This is a genomic window from Chryseobacterium formosum, from assembly GCF_026460885.1.
GTDB lineage: Bacteria > Bacteroidota > Bacteroidia > Flavobacteriales > Weeksellaceae > Chryseobacterium > Chryseobacterium formosus.
Map to the genome: position 1 here is coordinate 263,401 of NZ_JAOVZW010000013.1, position 24,870 is coordinate 288,270.

Genomic DNA, 24,870 nt, shown 5'->3' on the forward strand with positions numbered 1-24,870 from the left:
CCTGATGTCATTTGTGCATCATTTTGTGTAGACAAAGTAATGCAGATATCTAAGTGCTTTTGAAATTGAGGTTGATATTGTCATTTAGAGGTTGCCATTGGCTTTTGATATTGTTTTATCATTGAATGTTCATTCCCTTACTTTGTAATGGATGTTTAGAAAAGGTTGTTTTGTTGGTCTTTGTTATTGGTTTGTAATGAATCAGACTTTTATATGCAGATTGAATCCTGCGCATCCAATCCGACCCAAGGGAGGATTTTGTGTTCATCGGAACACGGCAAGTTGTGTTTTGAGCATCTCGAAACGATTTCCGATGCTCAAAACAACTTGCCCTTGCAGGGGCTGAAAAACACCTTCCGAAGTCAGGGTTTTATATGAATTTTAAAATGGATTAGTTATGGAAGACAATAACAAAAAGCAAATAAGAAAAACAGGTCGGAGACCTAAAAAAGATCCTGCTAAAAACAGATACACCATCTCCTTCAATGAAGAGGAACATGCTCGCTTTTTGGCTCTTTTTGACCAGTCTGGTATGCAGGTGAAGGCACATTTTATAACTTCCTGCATCTTTGAAAAGACCGTAAAAACAATTCAAATTGATAAAGGAACGGTTGATTTCTATATGCGACTGACTTCATTTCACAGTCAATTTCGTTCCGTGGGTGTCAACTACAACCAGATTGTAAAGCTGTTATACAAGAATTTCTCTGAGAAAAAGGCTGCCGGTTTCCTTTACAAACTAGAAAAACAGACCTTGGAAATGGTCATTTTATGCCAAAAGATTATAAAAATCAGTGAAGAATTTGAAGAAAAACATCTAAAAAAACAGTCTTAAAATGATAGCAAAAATCGGAAGAAGCGGAAATTTATATGGTGCATTAGCCTACAACCAACTCAAAGTAAAACATGAAAACGGGCAGATTTTGTTTACTAATAAGATGATTGAAACAGCAAACGGACAATATTCTGTTGCACAATTAGCTCAATCTTTTGCTCCATATCTGATAGCGAACCGTAATACGGAAAAACATACATTACATATTTCGCTCAATCCCGATCCAAAAGATGAAGTTAGTGATGACAAATTTAGGGAGATAGCAGAACAATATATGCGTGAAATGGGTTACGGTCAACAGCCCTTTGTGGTTTTCAAACATACTGATATTGACCGTAGCCATATCCATATTGTATCAGTTTGCGTGGATGAAGAGGGCAAAAAGATTTCAGATAAATTTGAGAAAATGCGCTCTATGAAAGTCTGCCGTGAATTGGAAATTCAACACAGATTGATACCTGCAACGGATAAAGAACGCAACCAGGATGACAAGATTTTCCGTTCAGTTGATTACAAATCGGGTGATGTAAAAAGCCAAATTGCATCAGTTGTCCGTCATCTACCTTCGTACTACAAATACCAAACGTTAGGAGAATATAACGCTTTACTTTCCTTGTTCAATATCACCACGGAAAAAATTGAAGGCGAATTATATGGAAAACCACAGCAAGGTTTGTTGTACTTTCCATTAAATAAACAAGGCGAACGAGCTGGAAATCCTTTTAAGGCTTCACTCTTTGGAAAGAATTCCGGACTTGTCGCTTTAGAGTTTCATTTTGAAAAGTGCAAATCAGATCTCAAAAATCACCCAATTAAAAAGACCTTGCTATCTGCGATTAGTATTGCTTTGGAATCTACCAATAATGAGTGTGATTTTAAAAAGCAACTAGGCGGACAAGGTATTAATGTTGTTGTGCGCCAGAACGATACAGGACGTATCTACGGAATAACTTTTATTGACCACAATTCTAAAACGGTTTGGAATGGCTCTCATTTAAGTAAGGAACTTTCTGCAAATACTTTTAATGATTACTGGCGTAATAACATCAAACCAGAAATTAAAAGACTTACTGAATTACAACCAAAAACATCAAACTATTCTGATATTCCAAAAGAAGAACCTCATCAGTTATTCGATTTCCTCAACTCAACTAAAAATGAAGATGGTTTGATTGAAGGTTTAGGTGGTTTATTTATTCCAGAAATACAAGGAGAAGATTATGAGGAATTGGATTTTGCTAATCGGATGAAGAAGAAAGTAAAAAGAGGCTAAAAATAGATTCAACTAAATTTATACGGCTAGATCTTCTTTTAAATCAATTATATTCAAAAACAAAATATTAACTATTCCAATATCCATCCCATTTGCATAAACTATCAACTAGTAATAAAAGTTGTTTCCCTTTATCAGTAATAGAGTAAATTATTTGTAAAGGAGTCGTATTCATTCTTTCATTCTTCTCGATTAAGTTGTTTTCGACCAAATTTTTTACACGAGTTGCAAGAACATGTTCCGAAATTTCAGGAATGCTTTTATTTAGTGTAGAAAATTGATTATTCCCTAATGAAATTTCATACAATATTGTCATTAGCCATCGTTTACCTACCAAACTAAGTGTGTCATTTACTTTGCATCTATCTGATAATAATCTTCTGTTGGCTTGGTTGGTAGAGCTTTCTTTAATTTTATCTCCCATTACATTACTAATAAAAAAGTGAGTTATTGCGTACTACTGACGATCCGCATAGCTTTGTTGCAAAGTTAAAAATTAAGTTTATGGAAATTAAAATAGTATTGTTACCAATTGTTACTAATGATTTTGAAGATACAGTAGCTTTTTATAGAAAAATTACGGGTAAAGATGTATCTCTTTCAGCTGCCCACGACGGGTATCAATTAAGTTTAGTGGATCATTTTGTTATTTTGGGTGCTGTAGACGGACCTGAAGCACTCGAGATACCTAGCTTGGTTAATGCAATATTTGTAGTTGACGATTTGGAAGCTTTTTGGAAAATACTTGAAAAAGAGTCAAAAAGAATAATTATTCCCGTTAACAGAGTTAGTACAGGTCTCCGATTTATAGTAGAACAAAAAGATGGAAAAGTGATTGAATATCTTCAACTTAATGATAATTAAGTCGGAGGTATTGCTCTGGGCTATGCTATCTGTGATTTGTATTTTAATGAAAGTATAAAAAGCTTTCGAGTTTGAAAATTTTACAACCTCGAAAGCTAAATAATAAGCTTCCTTAAATCATTCTTAATATATTTATGTAAACAAAAATTATGGAAGAAGACTTTAAACAAGCATTAATAATAGAGCATTAGTTTAATTTACAATTCAATATAAAATTTTCCTGATCTTTGGTTAAAACAATGGGCTCTGTCATTATTTTTTGAACGGCTTTATCATCAGCAGTCCGGAATCCGTCAACAAATTTCTCTAAATCTGCTTCGCTCTTAGGCAGGAAAGATGCCGCGTTATTCTTTGCATTGGTCTGAAATTTTTCTATAATTGGCTGCATCAAACTATTGTAGCAATCACAGGCATTTAAGATATCATCAGGGTATTTTTCAATAAAGTGCGACAATGCCTTTGCACCATAAATAGACAGAGAGGCTCCCATTCCTGATAAAGCTGTGGGGCAATAACCTGCGTCTCCCAACAAAACCATACGGCCATTACGCAGGTTTGGAGCATTTACCATGCCCATTTTGTCCATGAAAAACAAGCCATCGTCCAAAAGGTTTTCTAATAATTGCTTTACTTCTGGATTATAATCAGCAAAAGTACCCTTAAGAATAGATGAAGCATTATTTTTAATATAGCCAATGTCTTCGGAGCTACGGATGTAACACTGAATGGCTATTTCTTCCTCTGCTATGGGGTATATGGACAGCATTTTGTTGACATCTATATAGACCTTAAATACACCAACTTGCTTTTTATGGTTTTGTTTTAATTTTCCTCCTACATAAAGCGTATTGAAATCTTCTAATTGGTAATTGGTGAAATACCGTTCTCTTGTTGGGGAACGCAATCCTTCGGAAATAATGACTAAATCAACATCTATCGAACTTCCGTTTGAAAGTGTAACTTTTGTCTTGTCTGATTTTTCTTCCTGTTGTGAAATCGTTGTGTCAAGAAATATATTTACATCGTTTTTGATTGCCTCATACAAAACGTAATGTAATCCACCACGAGTTATAAGAACGGAACGTTCAATATTCTCATGCATTTTATCATATTCAATACTTTGAATGATTTGCTCATTAGTTTCTACAAAATGAACCGTTTCAGATGGTGATGATTCTGCTTGTAGATTTTGAGTTAGCCCCAATTCGTCCATGATTTTTACACCGAAACTCTTGAGGGAAATAAGAAATCCTCCTTTACTGAATGAAGGCGATCTGTCAATTACAGTAACGTTATGACCCTGTTTTGCCAAAAAGTTAGCAGCTGTTAAACCTGCAATCCCTGCTCCGGATATTAAAATGTGTTTTTTCATTTCTTCTATTTTTAAATTGATATTGCAAATTTATTTATACTTTTAATGCTAAAATACCCCAGTAAAAAATAAAAATAGTCCGATAAAATGAGTGACAAGACAAAGAAACAAGAGATGTACTATTGGGTGGAGCGATTAGGCGTTTCGCTCACACCATCCAGATCTGAATTGGATATGCTTCATCTCAATGAGCTGAAAATCGTAGATTTATTGCCCGATATGTTAGTTATGGTTCGATCTGTAGTGGCAAAGCAAGCATTCTGCATTCGGAGAAAACCTATAACGGCTTTTAAAAACGGAATATCTATTTCATTTCAAAATATTATTCATTCTCGATCAGACACATCTGTCAAATACATACAAGAATTACAACAAACACAGCCACACGTACGCATTATCCCGCTGCACGTTGAAAGTGACGTGAGCTTTCCAAAAGATATAAATATTCAGCAGGTAACCATAATTATAAGTCTTGATTATTTGAAAAGCTTTATCGGAAAAGACCATAAAAAATTTGATTATCTTTTTAATAATGAGAAAACACTTTGGATTGAGGAGTTCATGTCTCCGGAAATAGCAGAAGTGGCCAATGAGATTTCGATTACAAAAATGCCGGATGCACTATCAGATGCTTTTTATAGGCTAAAATCGCTTGAACTATTATTTTATTTGTTTAAAAACCTATCAAGAAGAGCAAGTGTTACGCATCAGCATCTGTCAAAATATGAGCTAGAATCGGTTTACAACGTACGAGATAAAATCGCAGTTTCGATTGACAAACCATTTATCCAGGAAGAGTTAGTGAAGTTAAGCGGTATGAATGTCATTAAACTTAGAAAACTTTTTACACAGGTATTTGGTAAAGGTATGTACCCCTATTATCAGCATTTACGTATGCAAGAGGCTGCAAGACTTTTACGTGAAGAACATTTATCGGTTTCTGAAGTCGGTTACCATTTGGGTTTTAGTAATTTAAGTTATTTCGGCAGATTATTTGAAAGACATTTCAATATGAAACCAAAGAAGTGGAGCCAGAATAAATAATAGCAATCAGTCAAACATTACCTTTCAAAGCCAATGACTACTATATAAATAGACACTATTATATAGAGTCTTTAAATTCACACCCGAACATTAAGACTTAAAACAATGCAGGGAGAAGACGACTTAAGAGGTTTAGCCAAAATAATGGCTTTTATGCGGGCAGTAAGTATCCTTTTGTTACTGATTCATCTATATTGGTTCTGCTATGGTTTCTTTAGAGAGCGGGGCTGGACACTGGAAATCATCAATAAGATTCTATACAACTTTCAAAAAACTGCTGGTTTTTTTTCTCTTCCCATTTATACGAAGATATTTGCATTGGTCTTGCTGGCTTTAAGCTGTCTGGGTACTAAAGGTGTGAAAAATGAAAAAATTACATGGTCTAAAATCAATCTGGCTATGGGTACAGGTTTCATCTTATATTTTCTAAATTACCCTCTGTTATACGCACCTATTCTCGGTCATCTCTTTTATATTTTTTCTCTTTCAGTAGGATATATTATCTTACTCATGGCGGGTCTATGGATGAGCAGACTTTTGAGCAATAACCTGATGGATGATGTTTTTAATAACGAGAATGAAAGCTTCATGCAGGAAACAAAATTGATGGAGAATGAATATTCGGTCAATCTGCCGACAAAGTTTTACTACAAAGGAAAATGGAATAATGGATACATCAATGTCGTGAATCCATTTAGAGCAACCATTGTTTTAGGAACGCCTGGATCAGGGAAGTCTTATGCAATTGTCAATAATTATATTAAGCAGCATATTGAAAAAGGCTTTTCGATGTACATCTATGATTTTAAGTTCGATGATCTATCTACAATTGCGTACAATCATTTATTGAAAAATACAGATCAATACAAAGTAAAACCTCAATTCTATGTGATTAATTTTGATGACCCAAGAAAAAGTCATCGCTGTAATCCGCTCAATCCTGATTTTATGACGGATATATCTGATGCGTATGAAGCAGCATATACTATAATGTTAAATCTGAATCGGAGTTGGATACAAAAGCAAGGTGATTTCTTTGTCGAATCACCCATTATTCTCTTGGCAGCGATTATCTGGTTTTTAAAAATTTATGAAAATGGGAAATACTGTACATTCCCACACGCCATCGAACTGCTGAACAAGAAGTATTCTGATGTATTTACCATATTGACTTCGTATCCTGATTTGGAAAATTATCTTTCTCCATTTATGGATGCATGGCAGGGAGGAGCACAGGATCAGTTACAGGGACAGATTGCTTCTGCGAAAATTCCTTTATCGCGAATGATTTCTCCGCAGCTATATTGGGTGATGACTGGTGATGATTTTTCTTTGGATATTAACAATCCTAAAGAACCCAAAATACTGTGTGTAGGCAACAATCCGGACAGGCAGAATATTTATTCTGCAGCGTTAGGATTATACAATTCTAGGATTGTAAAACTGATCAATAAGAAAGGGCAATTAAAGAGTTCAGTGATCATTGATGAGTTACCCACCATTTATTTCAGAGGATTGGATAATCTGATTGCAACCGCAAGGAGTAACAAGGTAGCGGTATGTCTGGGATTTCAGGATTTTTCACAGTTGGCTAGGGATTATGGAGACAAGGAAAGTAAGGTGATCCAAAATACAGTGGGTAATATTTTTAGTGGGCAGGTTGTTGGTGAGACTGCAAAAAGTCTTTCGGAACGATTTGGAAAAGTCCTGCAGAAACGCCAGAGTATGACGATTAATAAAAATGACACATCGACTTCCATATCAACTCAACTGGATAGTTTGATTCCGGCTTCTAAGATTTCAACTTTGACACAGGGAATATTTGTAGGTGCAGTGTCGGATAATTTTGATGAGAGGATTGAACAGAAAATGTTTCATGCTGAGATTGTCGTGGATAATGAGAAAGTGGCTTCTGAAACAAAAGCCTATCAGAAAATACCCGAGATCCGATCTTTTTTTGATAGTATGGGCAGTGACAATATGAAAGAGGAGATTGAAACCAATTACAAGAAAATTAAAAGTGATATTATTCAAATTATCGCTGTTGAACTAGAAAGAATACAAAATGACCCTGACTTAAAACATTTGATACAGAGCTAAATTGTATATACATCCACTACAACATCCCTAAAAGTATGGGCTGATCCGTGTAGTTATTGATAATTTTAGACAAATATTTAATACTAAAATTTAAAAGTAAAACAGGTTACTTCGTCCGTAGACGTGACTTCAATGCTCCCATTATGGGCAGAGGCAATCTCACTGGCAATGTAAAGACCTAATCCTAAACCCTCTTGACCCTTGGTTATTTTTCCTCTGGAAAACGGTTTGAAGAGATGTTTTTTTGTTTCCGGTGATATTTCAGCTCCTTGATTGATAACGCATAATTCAAAATTGGATCCTTCAGTCTTTGCAGTAATAGTGATGGGGGACTGTTTTGCTCCGTGGGTGATCGCATTTCCTAAAAGGTTTGAAAACAATTGTGCTATACGTTTATAATCTCCTTTGACAGGATTCTGCAGATTTAAGTTGGCTAGAATTTCTCGTTCAGGATAAATTGTTCTCAGTTCAAGAATAATTTGATTAAGAGTTTCTGTGAGGCTTATTTCATTATCGAAATTCAATACAATACCACCTCCAAGACGTCCACTTGCAAAATCCAGCATATTATCAATTAAGCCTCGGACTCGTATGGTAGAATCCTGAATAATTTTTGCCAGCTTTAAATTACGCTCGTCTAAATTTGTCCTGAACATAAGCTGAGATGCACTGGAAATGGCTCCAATCGGATTACGTAAATCATGTCCCAATATGGCTATGAATTGTTCACGAATTTCCGCATTACTCTTTTCTTCCATCAATTGTGCTTGAGAAAGACTGAGATTTTGAATAGAGTCCAGATGAAATGCAATTAATTCAGCAAAAAGCTTGAACATAGTAATGGTTTTCTCATTATTAACCAGTGCCGGTTTTGGATCGATTGCACATAAAGTTCCAAAGAACTCTCCATTTGTTAAAATAAGAGGTATAGAAATATAACTTTGAAGCCCATAAAATTCCGGAGTGTGGTGATTAGCGTACAGTGGGTCCTTATCAACATGATCGATTGCCACAGTTTTCCTGTCATTCATTACCTGATCACACAAAGTGGTTTTTACTTGTAGTTCGCCCCCAACTTCTAAACCAAAATTGATTTTATCATTGACTGCACAAGCTATCCAACGATCTTGAGTAACTCTTGCAACAGCTGCAAATCCCATTCCCGTAGTGTTGCATATCACTTCAAGAATCTTTGCCACAGCAGGAATTTGATTGATTTGCTCGATATCAGTTTGAAAATCTGGTGCTTTTGTTTCTTGATTCATAGGCATTGAAACTAATGTAAAATAACTGCTTACAGAAGTTTTAAATGATAAAGATAAGAAATAATTTCCGTAAAATAATGTAAAATAAAGAATTGCGGTTGAGGTGAATTATGGACTTTTAAAAGTATATTATCTCTTAACTAAAGATGGTTTTTACCGTCAAATTCAAAGTGACTTTCAGCTTGATTGTTCAAGGCAATAAAAGCATCAAATTTTTTTCCGTTTTTACTTTTCATACCTTTGATTAATGAGGTTTTGCCTTTGGTAACAAGGCTTTCAATATCATTTATCTTTAATTGAATTCCGCAAATATTTCTGAATTGAATCCAGTTGCAGACTTGATCAGGACATTTGACGATTTTGTCAAGGATGGTCAGCTGATTATTTTTGCATTTTGGACATTGAAGTTTTGGAAGGTTTTCTCTTTCAATCCTTGTCTGTAATAATTCATGGGTAATCGAAGCGGTATAGATCTCTATTTGTTTTTGGAAATCTAAGGCATTAAGCTCATTTCTTTCTATCTTTTGCATGGACAATTCCCAGTCAGCAGTCATTTCCACATTGGCGATTTTTTTATCCTTAATGAGATGATAAACCTGTAGTCCCTTTTCAGTCGGAATCAATGATTTCTTTTCTCGCTTAATGTAATTTCTGCTGAATAAGGTCTCAATGATAGAAACCCGTGTCGCCGGTGTACCGATTCCAATGCTTTTTAAGACTTGTTGTTCTTTCTTATTTTCTAGTTGTTTTCCGGCATTTTCCATGGCTGAAAGTAATCCAGCCTCTGTGTAAAGAAGCGGAGGTTGGGTCTGCTTCTCCACTATTTTAGAAGATTTTAATTTCAGTTCAGTACCTTCTTTTAATTCAGGAAGTTCCTGAAGGTGTTCTATAGTGTCAGAATAATTTCCCTGAATGGAACGCCAGCCTATTTCTACGATCTTACATCCTTTTATTTCAAAATCGTAGTGTAAAACCTGAAGGGTAATATCGGTGATTTCCTTTAAACAAGGTTGCGAAACAGCTTCCAGTAATCGAAAAGCGATCATGTCATAAACAGCGTTTTCCCCTACAGATAATGCGGAAGGAAGTTTCTCAGTGGTAAGCAACCCATGATGATCGGTAACTCCAAGATTATTGACAATACGCTTGTTAAAATTTCCCCTATTTATCTGACTAACTTTTTGTTTCATGGATTCTTTTTTCTGTAAAGTTCTGATAAGATCCGGGATATCAGACCAAACATCTTCAGGGATGTACTTGCTGCCTGTTCGTGGATAGGTGATGAATTTCTTTTCATATAAACTTTGGGCAATGTTTAATGTTTCTTCCGCAGAAAAGTTCAGTTTTTTATTGGCTTCCTTTTGCAGGCCGGTAAGATCAAAGAGCAGAGGAGCTTGCTCCGTGATGTTCTTACTATCAATCTTTGTAATTGATGCTGTATTGGTATTTCTTTCTATAGCTTTTAAGATATCCTCGGCCTGTTTTTGACTGTTCACCTTGATTTTTGAAATACTGGTAAATTCAACAAAATCCTTGGTGTGTAATAGTTCGATCTGCCAGTATTTATCGATTTTAAAAGCTTTGTTATCCAGGTATCTTCTACAGATCATAGCTAATGTCGGCGTTTGAACTCTGCCTAAAGAATACATTCCATTACCGGCAACTAAAGTTAAAGCCTGCGTCGCATTAATCCCCACCAACCAGTCCGCACGGCTTCTGCTCTGAGCTGCCTGAAATAAATTATCAAACTGATTCCCCTGTTTTAAGTTTTCAAATCCTTTTTTGATCGCATTTTCAGTGAGTGAACTGATCCATAACCGTTCAAATGGTTTGGTGCATTTAAGATAAACATAAATGTATCGGAAGATCAGTTCACCCTCTCGTCCTGCGTCTGTAGCAACAATGATGCTGCCACAAATAGCGAAAAGTTTCTTGATGACTTTCAGTTGTTTTAATGCTGCGGGATCACTAACGTATCCTTTTTCTTTTTTGAGCTTACAAACAGTGAGCATATGGGGTTTAGGCATTATCGGAAGAACTTCTTTTTGAAATCCCGAAATTCCATAATCTTCAGGCATCCCTAATCCAACTAAATGTCCGAAAGACCATGTTACCATATACTCACTGCCTTCAAAATAACCTTCTCTTTTTTCTAAAGCGCCTAATAGATGGGCAATTTCTCTTGCAACGCTTGGTTTTTCTGCCAGTACCAGTTTCATAAATAGATTTTATTGATTATTTTTAACTTGGTTAGAATGCACTTTAAATTGAAGTCTTATATTTTTCGTCCTCTGGTTTTAGTAGGTGCTTTCGGTTTTTCCTGCTGTTGCTTTTTATTTTTGGGTGCTTGCTGTCTTGACTGTAAAGGCTCCTTGATTTTCTTTGTCACCTCATTCGTTTTCCCTTCTGAATTGATTGCAACCTGTGTTTTGTGAGCATCTGTCGGCTGTGCCTGTTCTTTAACTTTATTAGGATTATGAAATGAAAAATCAATTTTGCCTGATTCTTTATTTAAAGTGATATAACCCTGATATTTTTGATCTTTTTTGTCGAGAAGTCCATCGATGTAAACGGTTTGTCCTGCCTTAAATTGATCATATTGCTGATCAGTCAGTTCTTTCCCTCTGAATGTTCTGGGAAATTCAGCAGATTGATTTTGCTGAGTGTTTTGTGACTGTTGATGATGAGTGCTGTTATCGAATAGAAACTCGACATATTTTTTATCCGCATTAAACTGTACAGTTGCATCAAATGGTTCTCCTTTTGTAGAAATCATTCCTTCCAGATAAAGCGGTTTGCCTTCCTGTAAGGTTTGCTTTTGAGCATCATCCAGTTTTATTCCTTTAATTTCGTCAGGAATCTTAATGTATTCTGCACGGTAAGCGATGAGTTCATTGGTTAATTTGTCACGGCTGATGATGGAGGGGATAATCTCATCTGTTTTAGGATTTACCAAATCAACAATCCTTCCCATGTTTCCGGTATCCATCAAGTTTTTCTTGTCTTCTGCGGTAAATTCATGACCTAAGAATTTAAAGTTGAAATTAGGCTCTTTTCTAATTCCGTGAAGATTGACAAGAACTTCACCGGTGTCATTGGTCTGCAGAGAGAGGCGGGCATCGATTCTGGCAACGGTATTTCCTAGCTTGATGGTCACCGGAACGAGACCATTGGTTTTAAATCCTTTTAATAAAGGATCTAATGCATTTGCTTTTTCCAGCTTTTCTTGGGTCAAGCCAAATTTGGACATGATATTCCAGTCAATCTGATCAGCAGAATATTGATATTCTTTTTCTGATAATGGGGTAGTACTCATAATGTTGGTATTTTGTTTTAGAACTTTGTAGGTATTTAGAAATTCTTCGCCTTCCGTACTTGGATTTTGAAGATGGTGTTGAATCTGTTTTCCGATTTCTTTCGACTCGTTGAGAGGGATTTTGAAAAAGTTGAATACAGAAGGATTTTTAAGTTGACTTAAAAAGTTGGAAAAAAAGTTAGAGAACAGATCGCCCTGCTTATCAATTTTTAAGAATTGATTTTGATTTCTTTCGGTATTGGGAACTGTTTTCAAATCTCCCTTGTCATCAATAGTTTTTACTGCTTCGATTTTGTTGGTTTTCGGATTTAAAACCAATAGAATATTGATTAAAGAGGAATTAGGATTTTGTGCGTTTGTAATATCTTCCATGATGTTAAATATGTATTTGACATCGAATGTAGCAGGATTGAGTGAGGGAAAAAAGAAATGGTATTTTGCGGAAGTATTTGGACGGAATTGGCTTTTATTTTGAAACTAAACAATATGAGTGTTTTTAGAAGGTAGATAATTTACAGTGACAGTTTTATCTGAATAATTAATAATTTAGATTTAAAGTGTTGGGGTTAACGAAGTCCATGAGAACCAGATAAACAATTCTCGTTTTTTAAATGTAAAAGATAAAACCATCCGTAGTGGATGGTTTTATCTTTTTTAAATTATGATTTATACAACTTTTTCATTTTTAAAAAATTGATCAGTTCCTTAGGACGATCTGTCTGAATAATGTTCACTCCCTTTTGTAAATACCAGTCATACACATTCGAATTATCTAAAACTTTGTCATCATTATTTCCGGCATTGTGATGAGGCCATAGTGAGTTTACCCAAATTTTTACTTTGTTTTCTTTTAATTTTTTAAAATCAATCAAATTATCCTCTGTAATTCCGATAGTAAATTCAAAACCGTAAACCTTATAGTTTTTCAGATATTCCGAAATATTCTTAAGATCTTCTTTATTCCCCAATTTTATGATGGGCATGTAATGAATATCTTTTTTAATGTCTCCGTATTTTCTGTTGAACTCAGCATAAGATTCATGGCCTTTAAACAAAATTTGATCAAGCATATTTCGTTTTTTTACCATAGGATAGACCTGTTTGATATAGTCAAAACCTTTGTCTAGATTCAAAAGAATTTTTCCATTACTAAGAATCAGAATTTCTTCTAAAGTAGGAACTTTCATTTGTGTTTCCACCCCTAAGCCGTCTCTGAGATTTAGTTTTTTTATTTCTTCCAAAGTGAAGTCTGATGGTTTTCCTTTTCCGGTAGTCGTTCTGTCGATTGTATTATCATGCATTAAAATGAGAATACTGTCTTTGGTCATCGCAAGATCTATCTCAGCCATATCGACACCTTTTTCGATAGCCTTTTTTATTGCCCAGACAGAATTTTCGGGAGCTTCTCTCCAGTCACCACGGTGCGCAACGACCATTATTTTATCATCTGGGAATTCTGATAATGAAATATGCTTATTCTGCGCTGTCAATAGTAATTGACCTGCAAAGAACAATAGGGTTGTTAATTTATTTTTGAACATGATTTTAAAATTTTAGTATTGATTGTTTTAAAAAGTCTCACCCCAAGAAAGTAAGTGTAAAAAATTTAATTCTAAAGGGATCGGGGTGAGATGTTTTTAAGTTGTATTTTAGTAACCTGGATTTTGTTTAATAGCCGGATCTGTATTAATCTGTCCTTGCGGAACCGGCATCAAAAGATGATGTGCATTGATTTGTGCAGTGCTGTATCCAGGATTATTGGTAAAATGACTGGCCATCACTGAAATAGCCTTACCTGTTCTGATAAGATCAAACCAACGGTGACCTTCTCCCACAAATTCAAGTCTCCTTTCACGGTCGATTTCTGTGAGTAATTGATCTTTAGTTGAAAAATTTACAGTTGGAATTCCGGCTCTTGTTTTAACCTTATTTAAATAGATGTTAGCATTTATAAAATCATTCTGTTCTGCATAAGATTCGGCTTTCATCAGAAAAACATCTGCTAGCCTCAGCACGACAAAATTACTTCCGCCATCGGCAATCGTATTGGAAGTTTTTACTAATTTTTTACTGAACGGAATTCCGCTTGAAGTAAGACCAATATATGCAGAACGTCTTGTATCTCCCGCTGAATAAAGATTATAAACCTCTTTTGTCGGAAGATTGTGACCCTTCGCTCCAGAAACTGATCCAGATGGACTGAACATCTGAAATGCTGTGCTTCCCTCCGAATTCCCGTTCAATCCTGAAGCAAACTGTACATCAAAAATAATTTCTGCATTATTTTTATTGGCAACATCAAAAATCTTGGTGACATCGGTCAATAATTGATATCCTAAAGATTCGATTTGATTTAAATACGTTAAAGATTCTGCATATTTTTTCTGTGTTAAAAGAACTTTACCCAAAATTCCCAATGCAGCACCTTTCGTTACTCTTCCTTTTTGTGAAGTAGTTGCAGGCAGAAGATTAATGGCTTCTTTCAAATCAGTTTCTATTGCGGAATAGACTTCTGCAACAGGCGTTCTTGGCTGCCCAAAATAATCATTAACATTCGTAGTTTCTTTTAAAACCAAAGGAACATCACCGAAAATTCTTACCAAATTAAAATACATCAATGCTCTCAGGAATTTCATTTCTCCTATTCTGGAAGATTTCAGAGCATCTGTCATATCCGGAATTTTATCTATTCTTGTGAGGATAATATTCGCCTGCTGAATTCCGACATAGTTATCTTTCCAGGCACTTGCAATTAAGTTGTTATTTGGCTGAATGGTAAAAAAATCAAGTTCGCCATACGTAAAAGCATCGTTGGCAGGAACCTCATCGTAAGTATTGTCTGATGGTAATTCTCCCAAAGCCGGCATTCCCAATTGATATTGTCCGGTATACTGAAGCGCTCCATACACCGAAATAATTCCCTGTTCTATTTCTGAAGAATTAGTATAAAACTGTGAAGAAACCTTTTGTGCCTCAGGATTTACATCCAGAAGGTCTGATGAGCAAGAAGTAATAACTGAAAGACTGAATATTGTTATAAATATTTTTTTCATGATTTAAAATTTAAGGTTAAAGCCCATAGAATAAATTTTAGCGACCGGATAATATGCCTGATCAAAACCTTGCGTAAGAACATTATCTGAAGTCGCATCGATATTCATCCCTTTGTATTTTGAAAGCGTGAAAATATTGTTTCCTACCAGATAGATCTGTGCGTTTTCGATCCCTATATTTTCAAGCATATTTTTTGGTAAATTGAATGCCAGACGAAGCGATCTCAATCTCACATAATCTGCATTTTTAAAGTAAAGATTGGATGTTCTTGCTTCTTTTCTGTTGTTTGAAAAATTCATATTCGGCATTCCGAAAAACCCTTCAGGATTACTCACTGCATTGTATCGGTTGTCAAAATAATATTGTGAAGCCATTCCGAATCCTTCACCGGATTCTAAAGTAGTTACCGCATCTGCATTGTAGATTTTCTTCCCGATTTCGCTGTACAAAGTAAAGCTCAGTTCAAAAAGTCCGTATCTGAAATTGTTGTTAAACCCTAGAATATACTTTGGAACTCCGCTTCCGAAACTTCTTTTATCATTCACATCAATTTTTCCGTCACCATTCAAATCTTCCATAATGTAATCTCCCACCATTGTTCCGGTGATGTGAGGTGAATTATTAATCTCCACCTGATTTTTGTAAATCCCGATAATGTTGTACCCGTACATTTCTCCAATAGAGCCTCCGACTTTTGTTATTGAGAAATTATTTTCTCCTGTGATAATCTGATTTTGACCGTTTGCCAAAGCCAGGACTTCATTTTTATTGGTTGAAAAATTCAAGCTTCCTGAATAGGTAATGTTTTGTGCGATGTTAAAGGTTTTAGATGCAATCTGTAATTCAAAACCTGAGTTTTTTATTCTTCCGATATTCTGAAGAGAAGTACTAAAACCAGATTGCTGCGGAACGGGAACATCCAATAACAATCCGTCTCTGTTGAGAATGTAATAATCTGCAGAAATATTTAAGACATTTTTAAATAATGAAAAATCAATTCCGAAGTTGTTGGATTTTGATTTCTCCCAAGAAATATTCGGGTTTGGAGCAGTTTCGGTCGTATATCCGGGTGCTAAAGTATTTCCGAAAGTATAATTCTCTGGATTCATCAGCGACAGAGCACCAAAATTTGGAATCTGATTGTTTCCGTTGCTTCCTAAACTGTATCTTAATTTTAAGTCGGTAATGACATTATTTTCAGGGAAAAAGTTTTCATTACTTACCGTCCATCCAGCAGAAAATGCATAGAAATCTCCCCATTTAGAATTTTTCCCGAATCGAGAAGAACCGTCTCTTCGGTATGAAGCCATTAGATTATATTTATTGTCAAACGTATAATTGACTCTCGTAAAATAAGAAAGTAATCTCCATTTGTATTGTGTCAATGTACTTTTAAAAGCCGTTCCGCCTGCTATATTTCTGATACTATTATCCGGAAAAGCGGTTGCCTCGGTCAAAAGCTGGGTGTTGTCTTCCTGCTGAAAAGACTGTCCACCAATCGCATCAACTCTGTGAGAACCCCATCTTCTGTCAAAAGAAATTACGTTTTCAATTAAATAATTTTTCCTGATGTATTCTGTTCTGTTGGCAAAAGTTACATCCGGCGCAGCAGCTCTATAAGCTCCAACTGTGGAGGGATCAAAAAAGTTATATTCATAATTGGAGTAATCTCCACCGACGGAAAACCTGTATTTTAACCCTTTCAACAATTCAAGTTCAGTAAAAATGTTTCCGAAAGTTTTGAATAAAGTGTATTTTCTGTTCGTCATTTCCTGCACCGCAACCGGGTTTTCTACCAAAGCTCCGTCTGTTGAAGTATTTCCTAAGATCTGCTGAGAAATGGCTAAACTTCCGTCATCATTATACACTTTGAAGAACGGATACATTGCTGTTGCCATTTGCAGCGGATTATAGCTTCTGGAGTTTTGTGATGCATTTATGGTACCTGTTGCATATGACGGAGTCATCGTAACACCTACTTTCCATCGGTCGGTCAGATCAGTTGACAGATTGATACTCGTAGAAAATTTTTCATAGTCAGTTCCGATGACCAAACCTTTCTGATTAAAATAACTTGTGGTAAAAGCGTATCTGCTTTTCTCACTTCCGCCTGTAATATTCAATGAAGTCTGGCTGATGGGTGCAGACTTCATAACGGTATTTAACCAATCTGTATCGGTTAATCCAGGCTGTTTAGCCAAATAAGGTTTAAGATAATCAGGAATTAATTCCCTTAAAGAAGCTCCCTTGCTTACTCTCGTTGCGTTGTCATCGAAAATACTTCTGTTACTGCCTTTAGAAAGATAATTGTTGTCTCTTGCTTCTTTCAGGAAAGTGGCCATATCGTAAGCGTTCACCAGCTTTACGTTATCACTCCGCATCTGCATTCCATAATAGCTATCAAAAGAGACATTCATTTTTCCCTTTTTTCCTTGCTTAGTTTCGATAATGATGACTCCGTTGGCACCTCTGGAACCGTAGATTGCGGCTGAAGCAGCGTCTTTAAGAATATCTATTTTTGCAATAGAATTAGGATCGATTGCATTTAAATTTGAACCTTCTGTCAAAGGAAGCCCGTCTACTACGATCAAAGGATTGGAGCCTGCCGTTAAAGTTCCGATTCCTCTTACTCTGATGGATGGTGATCCTCCGGGGCTTGCATTGGCTTGGGTAATCTGAACTCCTGTTGCTTTTCCTGCAATTATATCTCCAAAATTGCTGGAAGCAATCCCTTTCATCTGTTTCTCATCAATTGAAGAAATAGAACCCGAATTATTTTTCTTGCTCTGCTTTCCGTAACCTACCAAAACAACTTCGTCGATTGCTCTTTCCCTTGATCTTGCAGTGTCTTTTACAGGATTAACATCATCCGCAGTCTGAGCTTCATTGGCTTTTTGCAATTTGGCAATCGTTTTAGGATTGAGACGAACCGTGACTGTTTTTTGATCTATATTAAAATCAAGACCTATACTCTTTTTCAGATAATCCAAAGATTCTGATAAGGATTGATAGTTGATCCGGGATTCATTAACCTCGATGTTTTTTAAATCTGAAACAGAATAAAAGAATTTGACTCCATGAGCTTTTGAAAGTTTCTCAAAAACTTTGTTTAAAGGAATTTTCCGCTGACTGACGGATTGTTGAAAACACTTGTTAGCAGTTGCATAGGAAAATTGTGGTGCACACAAAAGCCCTAACAACATCATGCTAATTGTTGTTTTTTTCATAGCTTTGCTGAAATTAGTTGTTATTTGACTGATTTATATTCAATGCATCGGTAACCCCCATTACCGCTGCATTATTTTTTTAGGATAATTTGATCTTGTGATTTTTTCTCAATATTCAGATTAAAAGGAAAACTGATGGTCTGAAGTACTTTTTCAAGATTTCCTGTGATGTCACCATCAATGATATTGTTTTTATATTCCTGTGGATATTCAATTGCAACATTGTATGTTTCTTCCAGTTTTGAAACAGCTTCATTGAATTTCATATTATTGAAATCAAATTTTCTTTTAACATCGTAATCATAAAAGTGTTTTTCAATACCTTTTTTGTCTGCGAGCCATGTTTCTTTGGGCAAAAGATAAGTAGTGTGACCTTTGTAATCTACTTTTACTTTTCCTTCTTTCAGATAAACTTTATTATTTTCTTTTTGATCTAAAGTAAATTGGGTTCCCAAAACTTGAACTTTGAAACTTTTGGCATCAACTATAAATGGTAAACTTTCCTTTTTAGCTATATTGAAAAAAGCTTTTCCTGTAAATGATACCGTTCTGGTTTTTGATCCGAAATCTGTGGCAAGTGTCAGTTCACTTTGTGGTTCCAAAATAATTTTACTCCCGTCTGATAAAACGAATTCTTTTTTTATTTCCGAAGTTTTAAAAACCAATTCTGTCTGAGAGGAAGACGACTTTCCATTATTTATAAAATACAAACTCAATATTGTAAATAGTGGTACGAGAACCGCTGCAACCGATAAGAACTTTCTGGTATTCTTCCTAAATTGTATTTTCCTTTCAAGACCATTCCAAATCCTTTCGTCTGACGTATCTTTTATTTTACGGTGATCGTCCTCTAACGATTTCCACTGATTTTCAAAATCCATAGTATTCTTTGTTCTTTAATAGTAAATACGTCTAAAGAAGAAAATCGTCAACCCTTATTTTTTTCATTTAATGATTTGTTCACATTGATTGATATTGGGTTAAAATTGAGCGTTAGTATTTTATGTTTTTTTACATGTAAGAATGTAAGATAATAATCAAATATTAAAAGATTCAATCATTAACTTTAACTTTTAGTATGTTTACTGAAATGAGGGCTTAGTACGAAAATTGATTGTTATAGGTATAATATAAAGCATTCAAGCTGTAACGTTTATAATTTTAGAGAATGCACAAAGAAAATTGGTATTATGATCAGCTTGAAATAAAGAAAGAAACGCAAGAAGAAGAATTTTCAACAATTGAATATAAAGATGACATCCTTACCCAATATGAAAATGGCTACAACCGAACTGATTAGGATAAAATAGATTTTTTTGAATCGTTGATTGAGAAGAACTAAAAGAAAAAATTCAAATTCGTCTTCAAAAATTTAAGAACCTTGTTAACGTGCTTTTCAACGGCAGTTTTGGATATGTCATTTTCCTTAGCAATCGTAAATAGGCTGAGATTCTGAATTTTATTTTTGATAAAGAATTCACGGCTTCTTTCAGGCACTTGCTCAAGAAGACCTTCAATTTTTTTCAGCTGATCTTCCTCAAGGAGTTTTTTTTCAATATCAAAATTTTCTTCATCGCTCACTTGTTGAGAATCTTCCAAAGGAATATAGATCATCTTCTTTTTACGGTAAAAATTGGAGATTTCCTGTTTGGCTGATTTAAAGATGATAGCCTCGGTCTGAGATAGGGAATCGCTTTCAGAACTATATTTCCAAAGGTGCATAAAAATATCCTGCACAAGCTCCTCAATATCTTCTTCGTCAGATATATATTTAGCTACAAAAAAATACACTCTGTGTTTATATTCTGAATATATTTTTTTAAAACTGTCCATTGCCATCTTTCTCTTTACAAGAGTTGAAAACTTACTATTGCAAAAATACCCAAAAGAGAGTGAAGGCATATTAATAATACATTAACTTTTAAGTTTCATAATGGACAGTAGGAAGTAAAATAATAAATATCCTTGAAAATCATTTTATCAATCCTTCTGTCCATAGGGAGAATGTATTTCTATTGCATTATCGCAGAGAAGATGTGTAAAATAAGATTTTTTCTCGGTCTTTTCATCTGTGTAGATTTCACTGTCACACTTAATGACCATCTCCCAGATGTCCCACTTTCTCATTTTTTGAACATAGGGATTAAAAGAGCATTTGATCTCAAAATGCTTTTTGTTTTTGTCACCCTCGAAAGTAACGATGACAGAATTGTGATCGGGACTTGTTTCATCAACGATGGTCGCTTTGAGTTCATGTTAGAGATTGTTGTTTTGAGTAAGTATTTATTCTAAATCATTTTTTGTCTCGGTAAGCCTATCTCATGTTCCTGCGGATAAGGTTTTCTCTGTGTCATACTTACATCTTCACGAAGAGTGTTTTCCACTTCCTTTGCTTTATCTTCATCCATAGAATATCTAGGATCGGCAATGAGCGGCATCTTAGACATTTTTGTGATTGTAATCGTTGGGAAATGATAGTCTACCTCTACAGTTCCCAACAGAATATAAATACCTCCCTCTTTAAAGGGAAACTGTCGAAGACTATCTGGAAAATGGGCGGTATCAAAATACTGTCCTTCAGCATCAATCCAGGTTCCGAAATACATATCATCTCTATTTCCATATTTGTTTTTAATAGGGACGTGTTTCCTTGAAATCAGATAAGCCAGCATCTTAACTGGCTTCTTGTGATATTTCAAAAGATCTTTTACTAAAATATGTCCTCTGTATTTTGTTTGCAATAAATCAAAAATTGAATAAGAAACTGGAAAACCTAATATTTCCATTTCATCAAAAGCATCTTCAAAAGGATTTCTTTCGATAACTGGTAAGTGGTAATCTTTCTGAGGTTCATCAAACAACGATATAATTTTTGTTTTGTATTGATTCTTTGATAAAAGAAATCTTGCTTCTATTAATAATTCATGTTTCTGTTTTCCTGTGAATCTGAAAGCACCTACAAAAATCAATATCTGCAAAGTCTCAATGCCGATACTGACTCTTTTGACAAAATCTTCCAAGGATTTGTAATCACCATGTTCTTTTCTTTCTTCAGGAATAAAAAGTTTAACAGCTGACTCCAGTTTTTCAATATGCATTAACCCTAAGTAAACATCTGTTCCATATACTGTCGTATGAAATTCGCTGAGGTTGATACATGGATTGTGAATAGTTGCACCTGACATTTTGGTTTCATGAACATAGACTTCAGTTCTGTAAAACCCTCCGCCATTGTTAATTGCTGAGACCATAAATTCAATAGGGTAGTAGGCTTTTAGGTACAAACTCTGATAACTTTCAACAGCGTAAGAAGCAGAATGTGCTTTACAAAATGAATAACCTGCAAAAGATTCAATCTGCCGATAGACTTCATGAGACAATTGTTCGGGATGTCCTTTTGTTTTACAGGATTCAAAGAATTCATCTTTTAATTTCTGTAAAGCAGAGAGAGAACGTCCCTTTCCACTCATGGCTCTGCGTAGAACATCACCATTGGTAGCGGAAACACCACCAAAGTGCATGGCAATTTTTATAACGTCTTCCTGATACACCATAATGCCATAGGTTTCACCTAATTCTTTTTCAAAAACTTCATGGAAGTATTCAAATTGACCTGGATGGTTATGACGAAAGATGTATTCTTTCATCATGCCACTTTGGGCAACACCGGGTCGGATGATAGAGGATGCTGCAACCAAAACTTTATAATTATCGCATTTGAGCCTTCTTAATAACCCACGCATAGCTGGAGATTCAATATAAAAACATCCTATCGTCTTTCCGATACTTAGAAATTCATTACACAAGATTTCATTCTTCGAAATCCTTGTGTCTTCGATGTCTACCGTTATTCCTCTTTTTTCTTCAATCAACTGAACGGTATCTTTGATAGTTCCCAATCCTCTTTGTGAAAGAATATCAAATTTTTCCAATCCAATATCTTCTGCGGTATACATATCGAACTGTACGATAGGAAATTCTTTTGGCGGAAATTCTAAAGCAGAATAATTGGTGATGGGTTCCTCCGAAATCAGGATTCCACAGGAATGCATACTTCTCTGGTTAGGAAATCCTACTAACAGTTGTTCATATTTATAAATCTCCTGCACAACTGAATTTTGATCATGCAGATCTTTTGATTTTTTCGAAAGCTGATCCAGTTCGTCTTTTGGAAGTCCAAATACTTTTCCCAGCTCTCGGAATCTCGATTTTCTTTTAAACTCTACATTGGTTCCACAAAAGGCTACATGGTCTTTTCCGTACTTTTCAAAAATATATTCCAAAATGGTATTACGGTTCTTCCAGCTCCAGTCGATGTCGAAGTCGGGTGGTGATTTACGATTAAGATTGAGAAAACGTTCAAAATATAAGTCCAGTTCTAAAGGGCATATATCAGAAATTCCCAGGCAATAAGCAATAATACTGTTGGCACCACTTCCTCTCCCGACATGCATAAACCCCATTCGGTTGCTATATTGAATAATATCCCACGTAATTAAAAAATAGCCACAGAAATTAAGCTGATTAATAACGGTAAGTTCTTTTTCAACTCTGTCTTTAGCTTGCTGATTATGGTCAGGGTATCTTTTGGTTAAACCTTCATATGCCAATTTTACCAACAATTTAAAATCATTTTCTTTACTTTCAGTAAAGTGTTTTTTATTTTTTGGCGTCTTGAAATCAAAATCAAAACTGCATTCATTGACTATATATTTGGTGTTTTCAATAATCTTCGGATATGGTTCAAATTGATTTAAAAGTAATTTTTTAGGAATAAAACTTTCATTTTTCTTACAGTAATCTTTCTCCGTAAGTCTACTCAGTAAAATATTACCATCTATTGCTCTTAGTATCTTGTGAAGCTCAAATTCTTCCTCAGTTTTAAAGGTTACCGGATGCAGAATGACCATTTTATGAATTAAAGATTTCAGTTTAGGATTGATTAGAAGATTTAACTCATCCTGTTTGATTCCTATAAATTCGTGCTCCAACAATTTTTCAGGAATGTTTTGTAAAGGATAGATAACAAAACAATTTTCCAGCGGAGGATTCGCTTTTGGAATTTCAATTCCTTCACAATTATAATGCGTCAACAGTCTGTTCACTTCAGCAATACCTCTGGGATTTTTAGCTAAGCAAATGTAATATTGCTCATTTTCAACCCGCACATCAACTCCCAGAATTGGTTTAATATTATTTTCCTGACAAAGCTTGTAAAAATGATAGATTCCCGTTACCGTGTTAATGTCAGTCAATGCCAGAACTTTTAATTGATGGCCAACAGCCAGCTGAACCAAATCTTCAAGAGATATAGTTCCATAACGCAAGCTGTGGTAGGTATGGCAGTTGAGAAACATACGCGATTTATTAATTTAAAAAACCTGAAGCTCTTCCTATACTCTTGACACCGAATCTGTCTTTGATTTTGTCCATGGTCTGATATAATGAGATCATTTCTTCCGTATCTTCAAAAAGATTCATCTGATGTTTTCCGGGAACAAGACCTGTAAACTTGACTCCAACCAAACGGATTCTCATTCTTTTGGTGAATACTTTTTTAAACAGTTCCAATACATACCTAAGTAGGGTGTGATCTGCTGAAGTGTAAGGAACTTTGCATTGTTTCACTTCTGTATAGAAATTAGCATACCTGATTCTTACAGAGACTGTTGAGGTCAGCCATTTTTCATGTCTCAGTTGATAGCATAGCTGTTCTACCATTCCTGATAGAGTGCTTTCGAGTTTCTGCATATCGATAGTATCTTCAGGAAAAGTAGTTTCGGTAGATATTGATTTTTGTTCCGAATAAGTAACCACAGGAGTTTCATCAATACCATTCGCTTTTTTCCAAAGGGTAAGTCCATTTTTTCCAATAAGCTGCTGCAATACATCAACAGGCATTTTAGACAAGGTTTCTATTTTTCTAACCCCTAATCTAGAAAGCAACTCGAAGGTCACGTCACCCACCATTGGGATTTTTTTGATAGAAAGAGGATTTAGAAATGGCTGGATATTCTGTGTTATTAATTCTAATTTTCCTGTTGGCTTCGCTTCTCCTGTTCCTATTTTTGAAACAGTTTTGTTCGAAGAGAGTGCAAAACTTATCGGCAAACCTGTATTTTTAACTATGGCTTCAGCAATTTCAGACGTCCACTGATAACAACCAAAAAATTTGTCCATTCCTGAAAGGTCAAGATAAAATTCATCCACACTGGCTTTCTCCATTATAGGAACTTTCTCCTGAATGATTTCAGTAACCAGATGCGACATATTGGAATAGTATTCCATGTCTCCTTTGATGACCTTAGCTTCAGGACATAAGCGAGTAGCCATTCGCAGAGGCATGGCAGAACGAACTCCGAATTTCCTAGCTTCATAAGAGCAAGATGCAACGACTCCACGGTCTCCACCTCCTATGATTACAGGCTGTTTCTCCAGTTCGGAGTTTTTCAGCCGTTCACAGGAGACAAAGAATGTGTCCAGATCCATATGTGCAATTGCTCTTTCCATGCTGTAAAAT

General features: G+C 35.3%; 19 protein-coding genes. 6 read left to right on the forward strand and 13 right to left on the reverse strand.

Annotated elements, in window-relative coordinates; all coding sequences use genetic code 11:
- Nucleotides 1–397 precede the first annotated feature (397 nt).
- Complete coding sequence (gene mobA, locus OF897_RS11770) at nt 398–835, forward strand: conjugal transfer protein MobA (RefSeq protein WP_267265878.1); 438 nt, start codon at nt 398–400, stop codon at nt 833–835.
- Between the two features lies 1 nt (nt 836).
- The gene (gene mobB / locus OF897_RS11775) at nt 837–2,108 is read left to right on the forward strand and encodes a conjugal transfer protein MobB (RefSeq protein ID WP_267265879.1); all 1,272 of its coding nucleotides are present in this window, start codon (nt 837–839) and stop codon (nt 2,106–2,108) included.
- A 67-nt stretch (nt 2,109–2,175) separates the two neighbouring features.
- Here the strand turns inward: mobB and OF897_RS11780 are convergent, their stop codons facing one another.
- Nucleotides 2,176–2,532, reverse strand: a complete 357-nt coding sequence (locus OF897_RS11780; protein WP_267265880.1) for a winged helix-turn-helix transcriptional regulator — start codon at nt 2,530–2,532, stop codon at nt 2,176–2,178.
- An 80-nt stretch (nt 2,533–2,612) separates the two neighbouring features.
- Between OF897_RS11780 and OF897_RS11785 the strand changes: the two genes are divergently transcribed.
- Entirely contained in the window at nt 2,613–2,972 is a 360-nt protein-coding gene (locus OF897_RS11785) for a VOC family protein (protein ID WP_267265881.1), read from the forward strand.
- Nucleotides 2,973–3,159: 187 nt separating this feature from the next.
- On the opposite strand, the gene OF897_RS11790 is transcribed toward OF897_RS11785, so the two are convergent.
- Nucleotides 3,160–4,344 carry an FAD-dependent oxidoreductase gene (locus tag OF897_RS11790; protein WP_267265882.1) on the reverse strand — a complete coding sequence of 395 codons (1,185 nt, stop codon included), beginning with the start codon at nt 4,342–4,344 and terminating at the stop codon, nt 3,160–3,162.
- Nucleotides 4,345–4,431: 87 nt separating this feature from the next.
- Between OF897_RS11790 and OF897_RS11795 the strand changes: the two genes are divergently transcribed.
- Nucleotides 4,432–5,388 (forward strand): helix-turn-helix transcriptional regulator, encoded by a 957-nt coding sequence (locus tag OF897_RS11795; RefSeq protein ID WP_267265883.1) that lies wholly within the window; start codon nt 4,432–4,434, stop codon nt 5,386–5,388.
- Between the two features lie 105 nt (nt 5,389–5,493).
- Nucleotides 5,494–7,488, forward strand: a complete 1,995-nt coding sequence (mobC, locus tag OF897_RS11800; RefSeq protein ID WP_267265884.1) for a conjugal transfer protein MobC — start codon at nt 5,494–5,496, stop codon at nt 7,486–7,488.
- 83 nt (nt 7,489–7,571) lie between these two features.
- On the opposite strand, the gene OF897_RS11805 is transcribed toward mobC, so the two are convergent.
- The 7 genes from OF897_RS11805 to OF897_RS11835 all read right to left on the reverse strand — a co-directional run bounded on the left by OF897_RS11805 (nt 7,572) and on the right by OF897_RS11835 (nt 19,231).
- Nucleotides 7,572–8,753 (reverse strand): GAF domain-containing sensor histidine kinase, encoded by a 1,182-nt coding sequence (locus OF897_RS11805; protein ID WP_267265885.1) that lies wholly within the window; start codon nt 8,751–8,753, stop codon nt 7,572–7,574.
- 140 nt (nt 8,754–8,893) lie between these two features.
- Entirely contained in the window at nt 8,894–10,972 is a 2,079-nt protein-coding gene (locus OF897_RS11810; RefSeq protein ID WP_267265886.1) for a type IA DNA topoisomerase, read from the reverse strand.
- 56 nt (nt 10,973–11,028) lie between these two features.
- Complete coding sequence (locus tag OF897_RS11815) at nt 11,029–12,441, reverse strand: DUF3945 domain-containing protein (RefSeq protein ID WP_267265887.1); 1,413 nt, start codon at nt 12,439–12,441, stop codon at nt 11,029–11,031.
- A 287-nt stretch (nt 12,442–12,728) separates the two neighbouring features.
- A complete protein-coding gene (locus OF897_RS11820; RefSeq protein WP_267265888.1) occupies nt 12,729–13,610 on the reverse strand; it encodes a glycerophosphodiester phosphodiesterase family protein in 882 nt (293 codons plus the stop codon).
- Nucleotides 13,611–13,718: 108 nt separating this feature from the next.
- Nucleotides 13,719–15,122 carry a RagB/SusD family nutrient uptake outer membrane protein gene (locus OF897_RS11825; RefSeq protein ID WP_267265889.1) on the reverse strand — a complete coding sequence of 468 codons (1,404 nt, stop codon included), beginning with the start codon at nt 15,120–15,122 and terminating at the stop codon, nt 13,719–13,721.
- Between the two features lie 3 nt (nt 15,123–15,125).
- Nucleotides 15,126–18,350, reverse strand: a complete 3,225-nt coding sequence (locus OF897_RS11830) for a SusC/RagA family TonB-linked outer membrane protein (RefSeq protein WP_267265890.1) — start codon at nt 18,348–18,350, stop codon at nt 15,126–15,128.
- Nucleotides 18,351–18,421: 71 nt separating this feature from the next.
- Nucleotides 18,422–19,231 (reverse strand): FecR family protein, encoded by an 810-nt coding sequence (locus OF897_RS11835; protein ID WP_267265891.1) that lies wholly within the window; start codon nt 19,229–19,231, stop codon nt 18,422–18,424.
- A gap of 287 nt (nt 19,232–19,518) precedes the next feature.
- On the opposite strand from OF897_RS11835, the gene OF897_RS11840 reads away from it, so the two are divergent.
- On the forward strand, nt 19,519–19,650 hold the full coding sequence (locus OF897_RS11840) for a hypothetical protein (RefSeq protein WP_267265892.1): 132 nt from the start codon (nt 19,519–19,521) through the stop codon (nt 19,648–19,650).
- A gap of 38 nt (nt 19,651–19,688) precedes the next feature.
- Here the strand turns inward: OF897_RS11840 and OF897_RS11845 are convergent, their stop codons facing one another.
- The 4 genes from OF897_RS11845 to dinB all read right to left on the reverse strand — a co-directional run bounded on the left by OF897_RS11845 (nt 19,689) and on the right by dinB (nt 24,860).
- Nucleotides 19,689–20,183 (reverse strand): RNA polymerase sigma factor, encoded by a 495-nt coding sequence (locus OF897_RS11845; RefSeq protein WP_267265893.1) that lies wholly within the window; start codon nt 20,181–20,183, stop codon nt 19,689–19,691.
- A gap of 147 nt (nt 20,184–20,330) precedes the next feature.
- The gene (locus tag OF897_RS11850) at nt 20,331–20,477 is read right to left on the reverse strand and encodes a hypothetical protein (protein ID WP_267265894.1); all 147 of its coding nucleotides are present in this window, start codon (nt 20,475–20,477) and stop codon (nt 20,331–20,333) included.
- A 161-nt stretch (nt 20,478–20,638) separates the two neighbouring features.
- Nucleotides 20,639–23,707: a DNA polymerase III subunit alpha gene (locus OF897_RS11855; RefSeq protein ID WP_267265895.1), complete on the reverse strand. Its 3,069-nt coding sequence runs from the start codon at nt 23,705–23,707 to the stop codon at nt 20,639–20,641.
- A gap of 10 nt (nt 23,708–23,717) precedes the next feature.
- A complete protein-coding gene (gene dinB / locus OF897_RS11860; protein ID WP_267265896.1) occupies nt 23,718–24,860 on the reverse strand; it encodes a DNA polymerase IV in 1,143 nt (380 codons plus the stop codon).
- Nucleotides 24,861–24,870: the final 10 nt, after the last annotated feature.

Coding starts and splice junctions, on each gene's coding strand:
- OF897_RS11820 (WP_267265888.1), bottom strand. CDS start 13,610: ATGTTCAAAAATAAATTAACAACCCTATTGTTCTTTGCAGGTCAATTA.
- dinB (WP_267265896.1), bottom strand. CDS start 24,860: ATGGAAAGAGCAATTGCACATATGGATCTGGACACATTCTTTGTCTCC.
- OF897_RS11795 (WP_267265883.1), top strand. CDS start 4,432: ATGAGTGACAAGACAAAGAAACAAGAGATGTACTATTGGGTGGAGCGA.
- OF897_RS11835 (WP_267265891.1), bottom strand. CDS start 19,231: ATGGATTTTGAAAATCAGTGGAAATCGTTAGAGGACGATCACCGTAAA.
- OF897_RS11845 (WP_267265893.1), bottom strand. CDS start 20,183: ATGGACAGTTTTAAAAAAATATATTCAGAATATAAACACAGAGTGTAT.
- OF897_RS11810 (WP_267265886.1), bottom strand. CDS start 10,972: ATGAAACTGGTACTGGCAGAAAAACCAAGCGTTGCAAGAGAAATTGCC.
- OF897_RS11790 (WP_267265882.1), bottom strand. CDS start 4,344: ATGAAAAAACACATTTTAATATCCGGAGCAGGGATTGCAGGTTTAACA.
- mobC (WP_267265884.1), top strand. CDS start 5,494: ATGCAGGGAGAAGACGACTTAAGAGGTTTAGCCAAAATAATGGCTTTT.
- OF897_RS11850 (WP_267265894.1), bottom strand. CDS start 20,477: ATGAGAAAGTGGGACATCTGGGAGATGGTCATTAAGTGTGACAGTGAA.
- OF897_RS11825 (WP_267265889.1), bottom strand. CDS start 15,122: ATGAAAAAAATATTTATAACAATATTCAGTCTTTCAGTTATTACTTCT.
- mobA (WP_267265878.1), top strand. CDS start 398: ATGGAAGACAATAACAAAAAGCAAATAAGAAAAACAGGTCGGAGACCT.
- OF897_RS11780 (WP_267265880.1), bottom strand. CDS start 2,532: ATGGGAGATAAAATTAAAGAAAGCTCTACCAACCAAGCCAACAGAAGA.
- OF897_RS11815 (WP_267265887.1), bottom strand. CDS start 12,441: ATGGAAGATATTACAAACGCACAAAATCCTAATTCCTCTTTAATCAAT.
- OF897_RS11805 (WP_267265885.1), bottom strand. CDS start 8,753: ATGAATCAAGAAACAAAAGCACCAGATTTTCAAACTGATATCGAGCAA.
- OF897_RS11785 (WP_267265881.1), top strand. CDS start 2,613: ATGGAAATTAAAATAGTATTGTTACCAATTGTTACTAATGATTTTGAA.
- OF897_RS11855 (WP_267265895.1), bottom strand. CDS start 23,707: ATGTTTCTCAACTGCCATACCTACCACAGCTTGCGTTATGGAACTATA.
- mobB (WP_267265879.1), top strand. CDS start 837: ATGATAGCAAAAATCGGAAGAAGCGGAAATTTATATGGTGCATTAGCC.
- OF897_RS11830 (WP_267265890.1), bottom strand. CDS start 18,350: ATGAAAAAAACAACAATTAGCATGATGTTGTTAGGGCTTTTGTGTGCA.
- OF897_RS11840 (WP_267265892.1), top strand. CDS start 19,519: ATGCACAAAGAAAATTGGTATTATGATCAGCTTGAAATAAAGAAAGAA.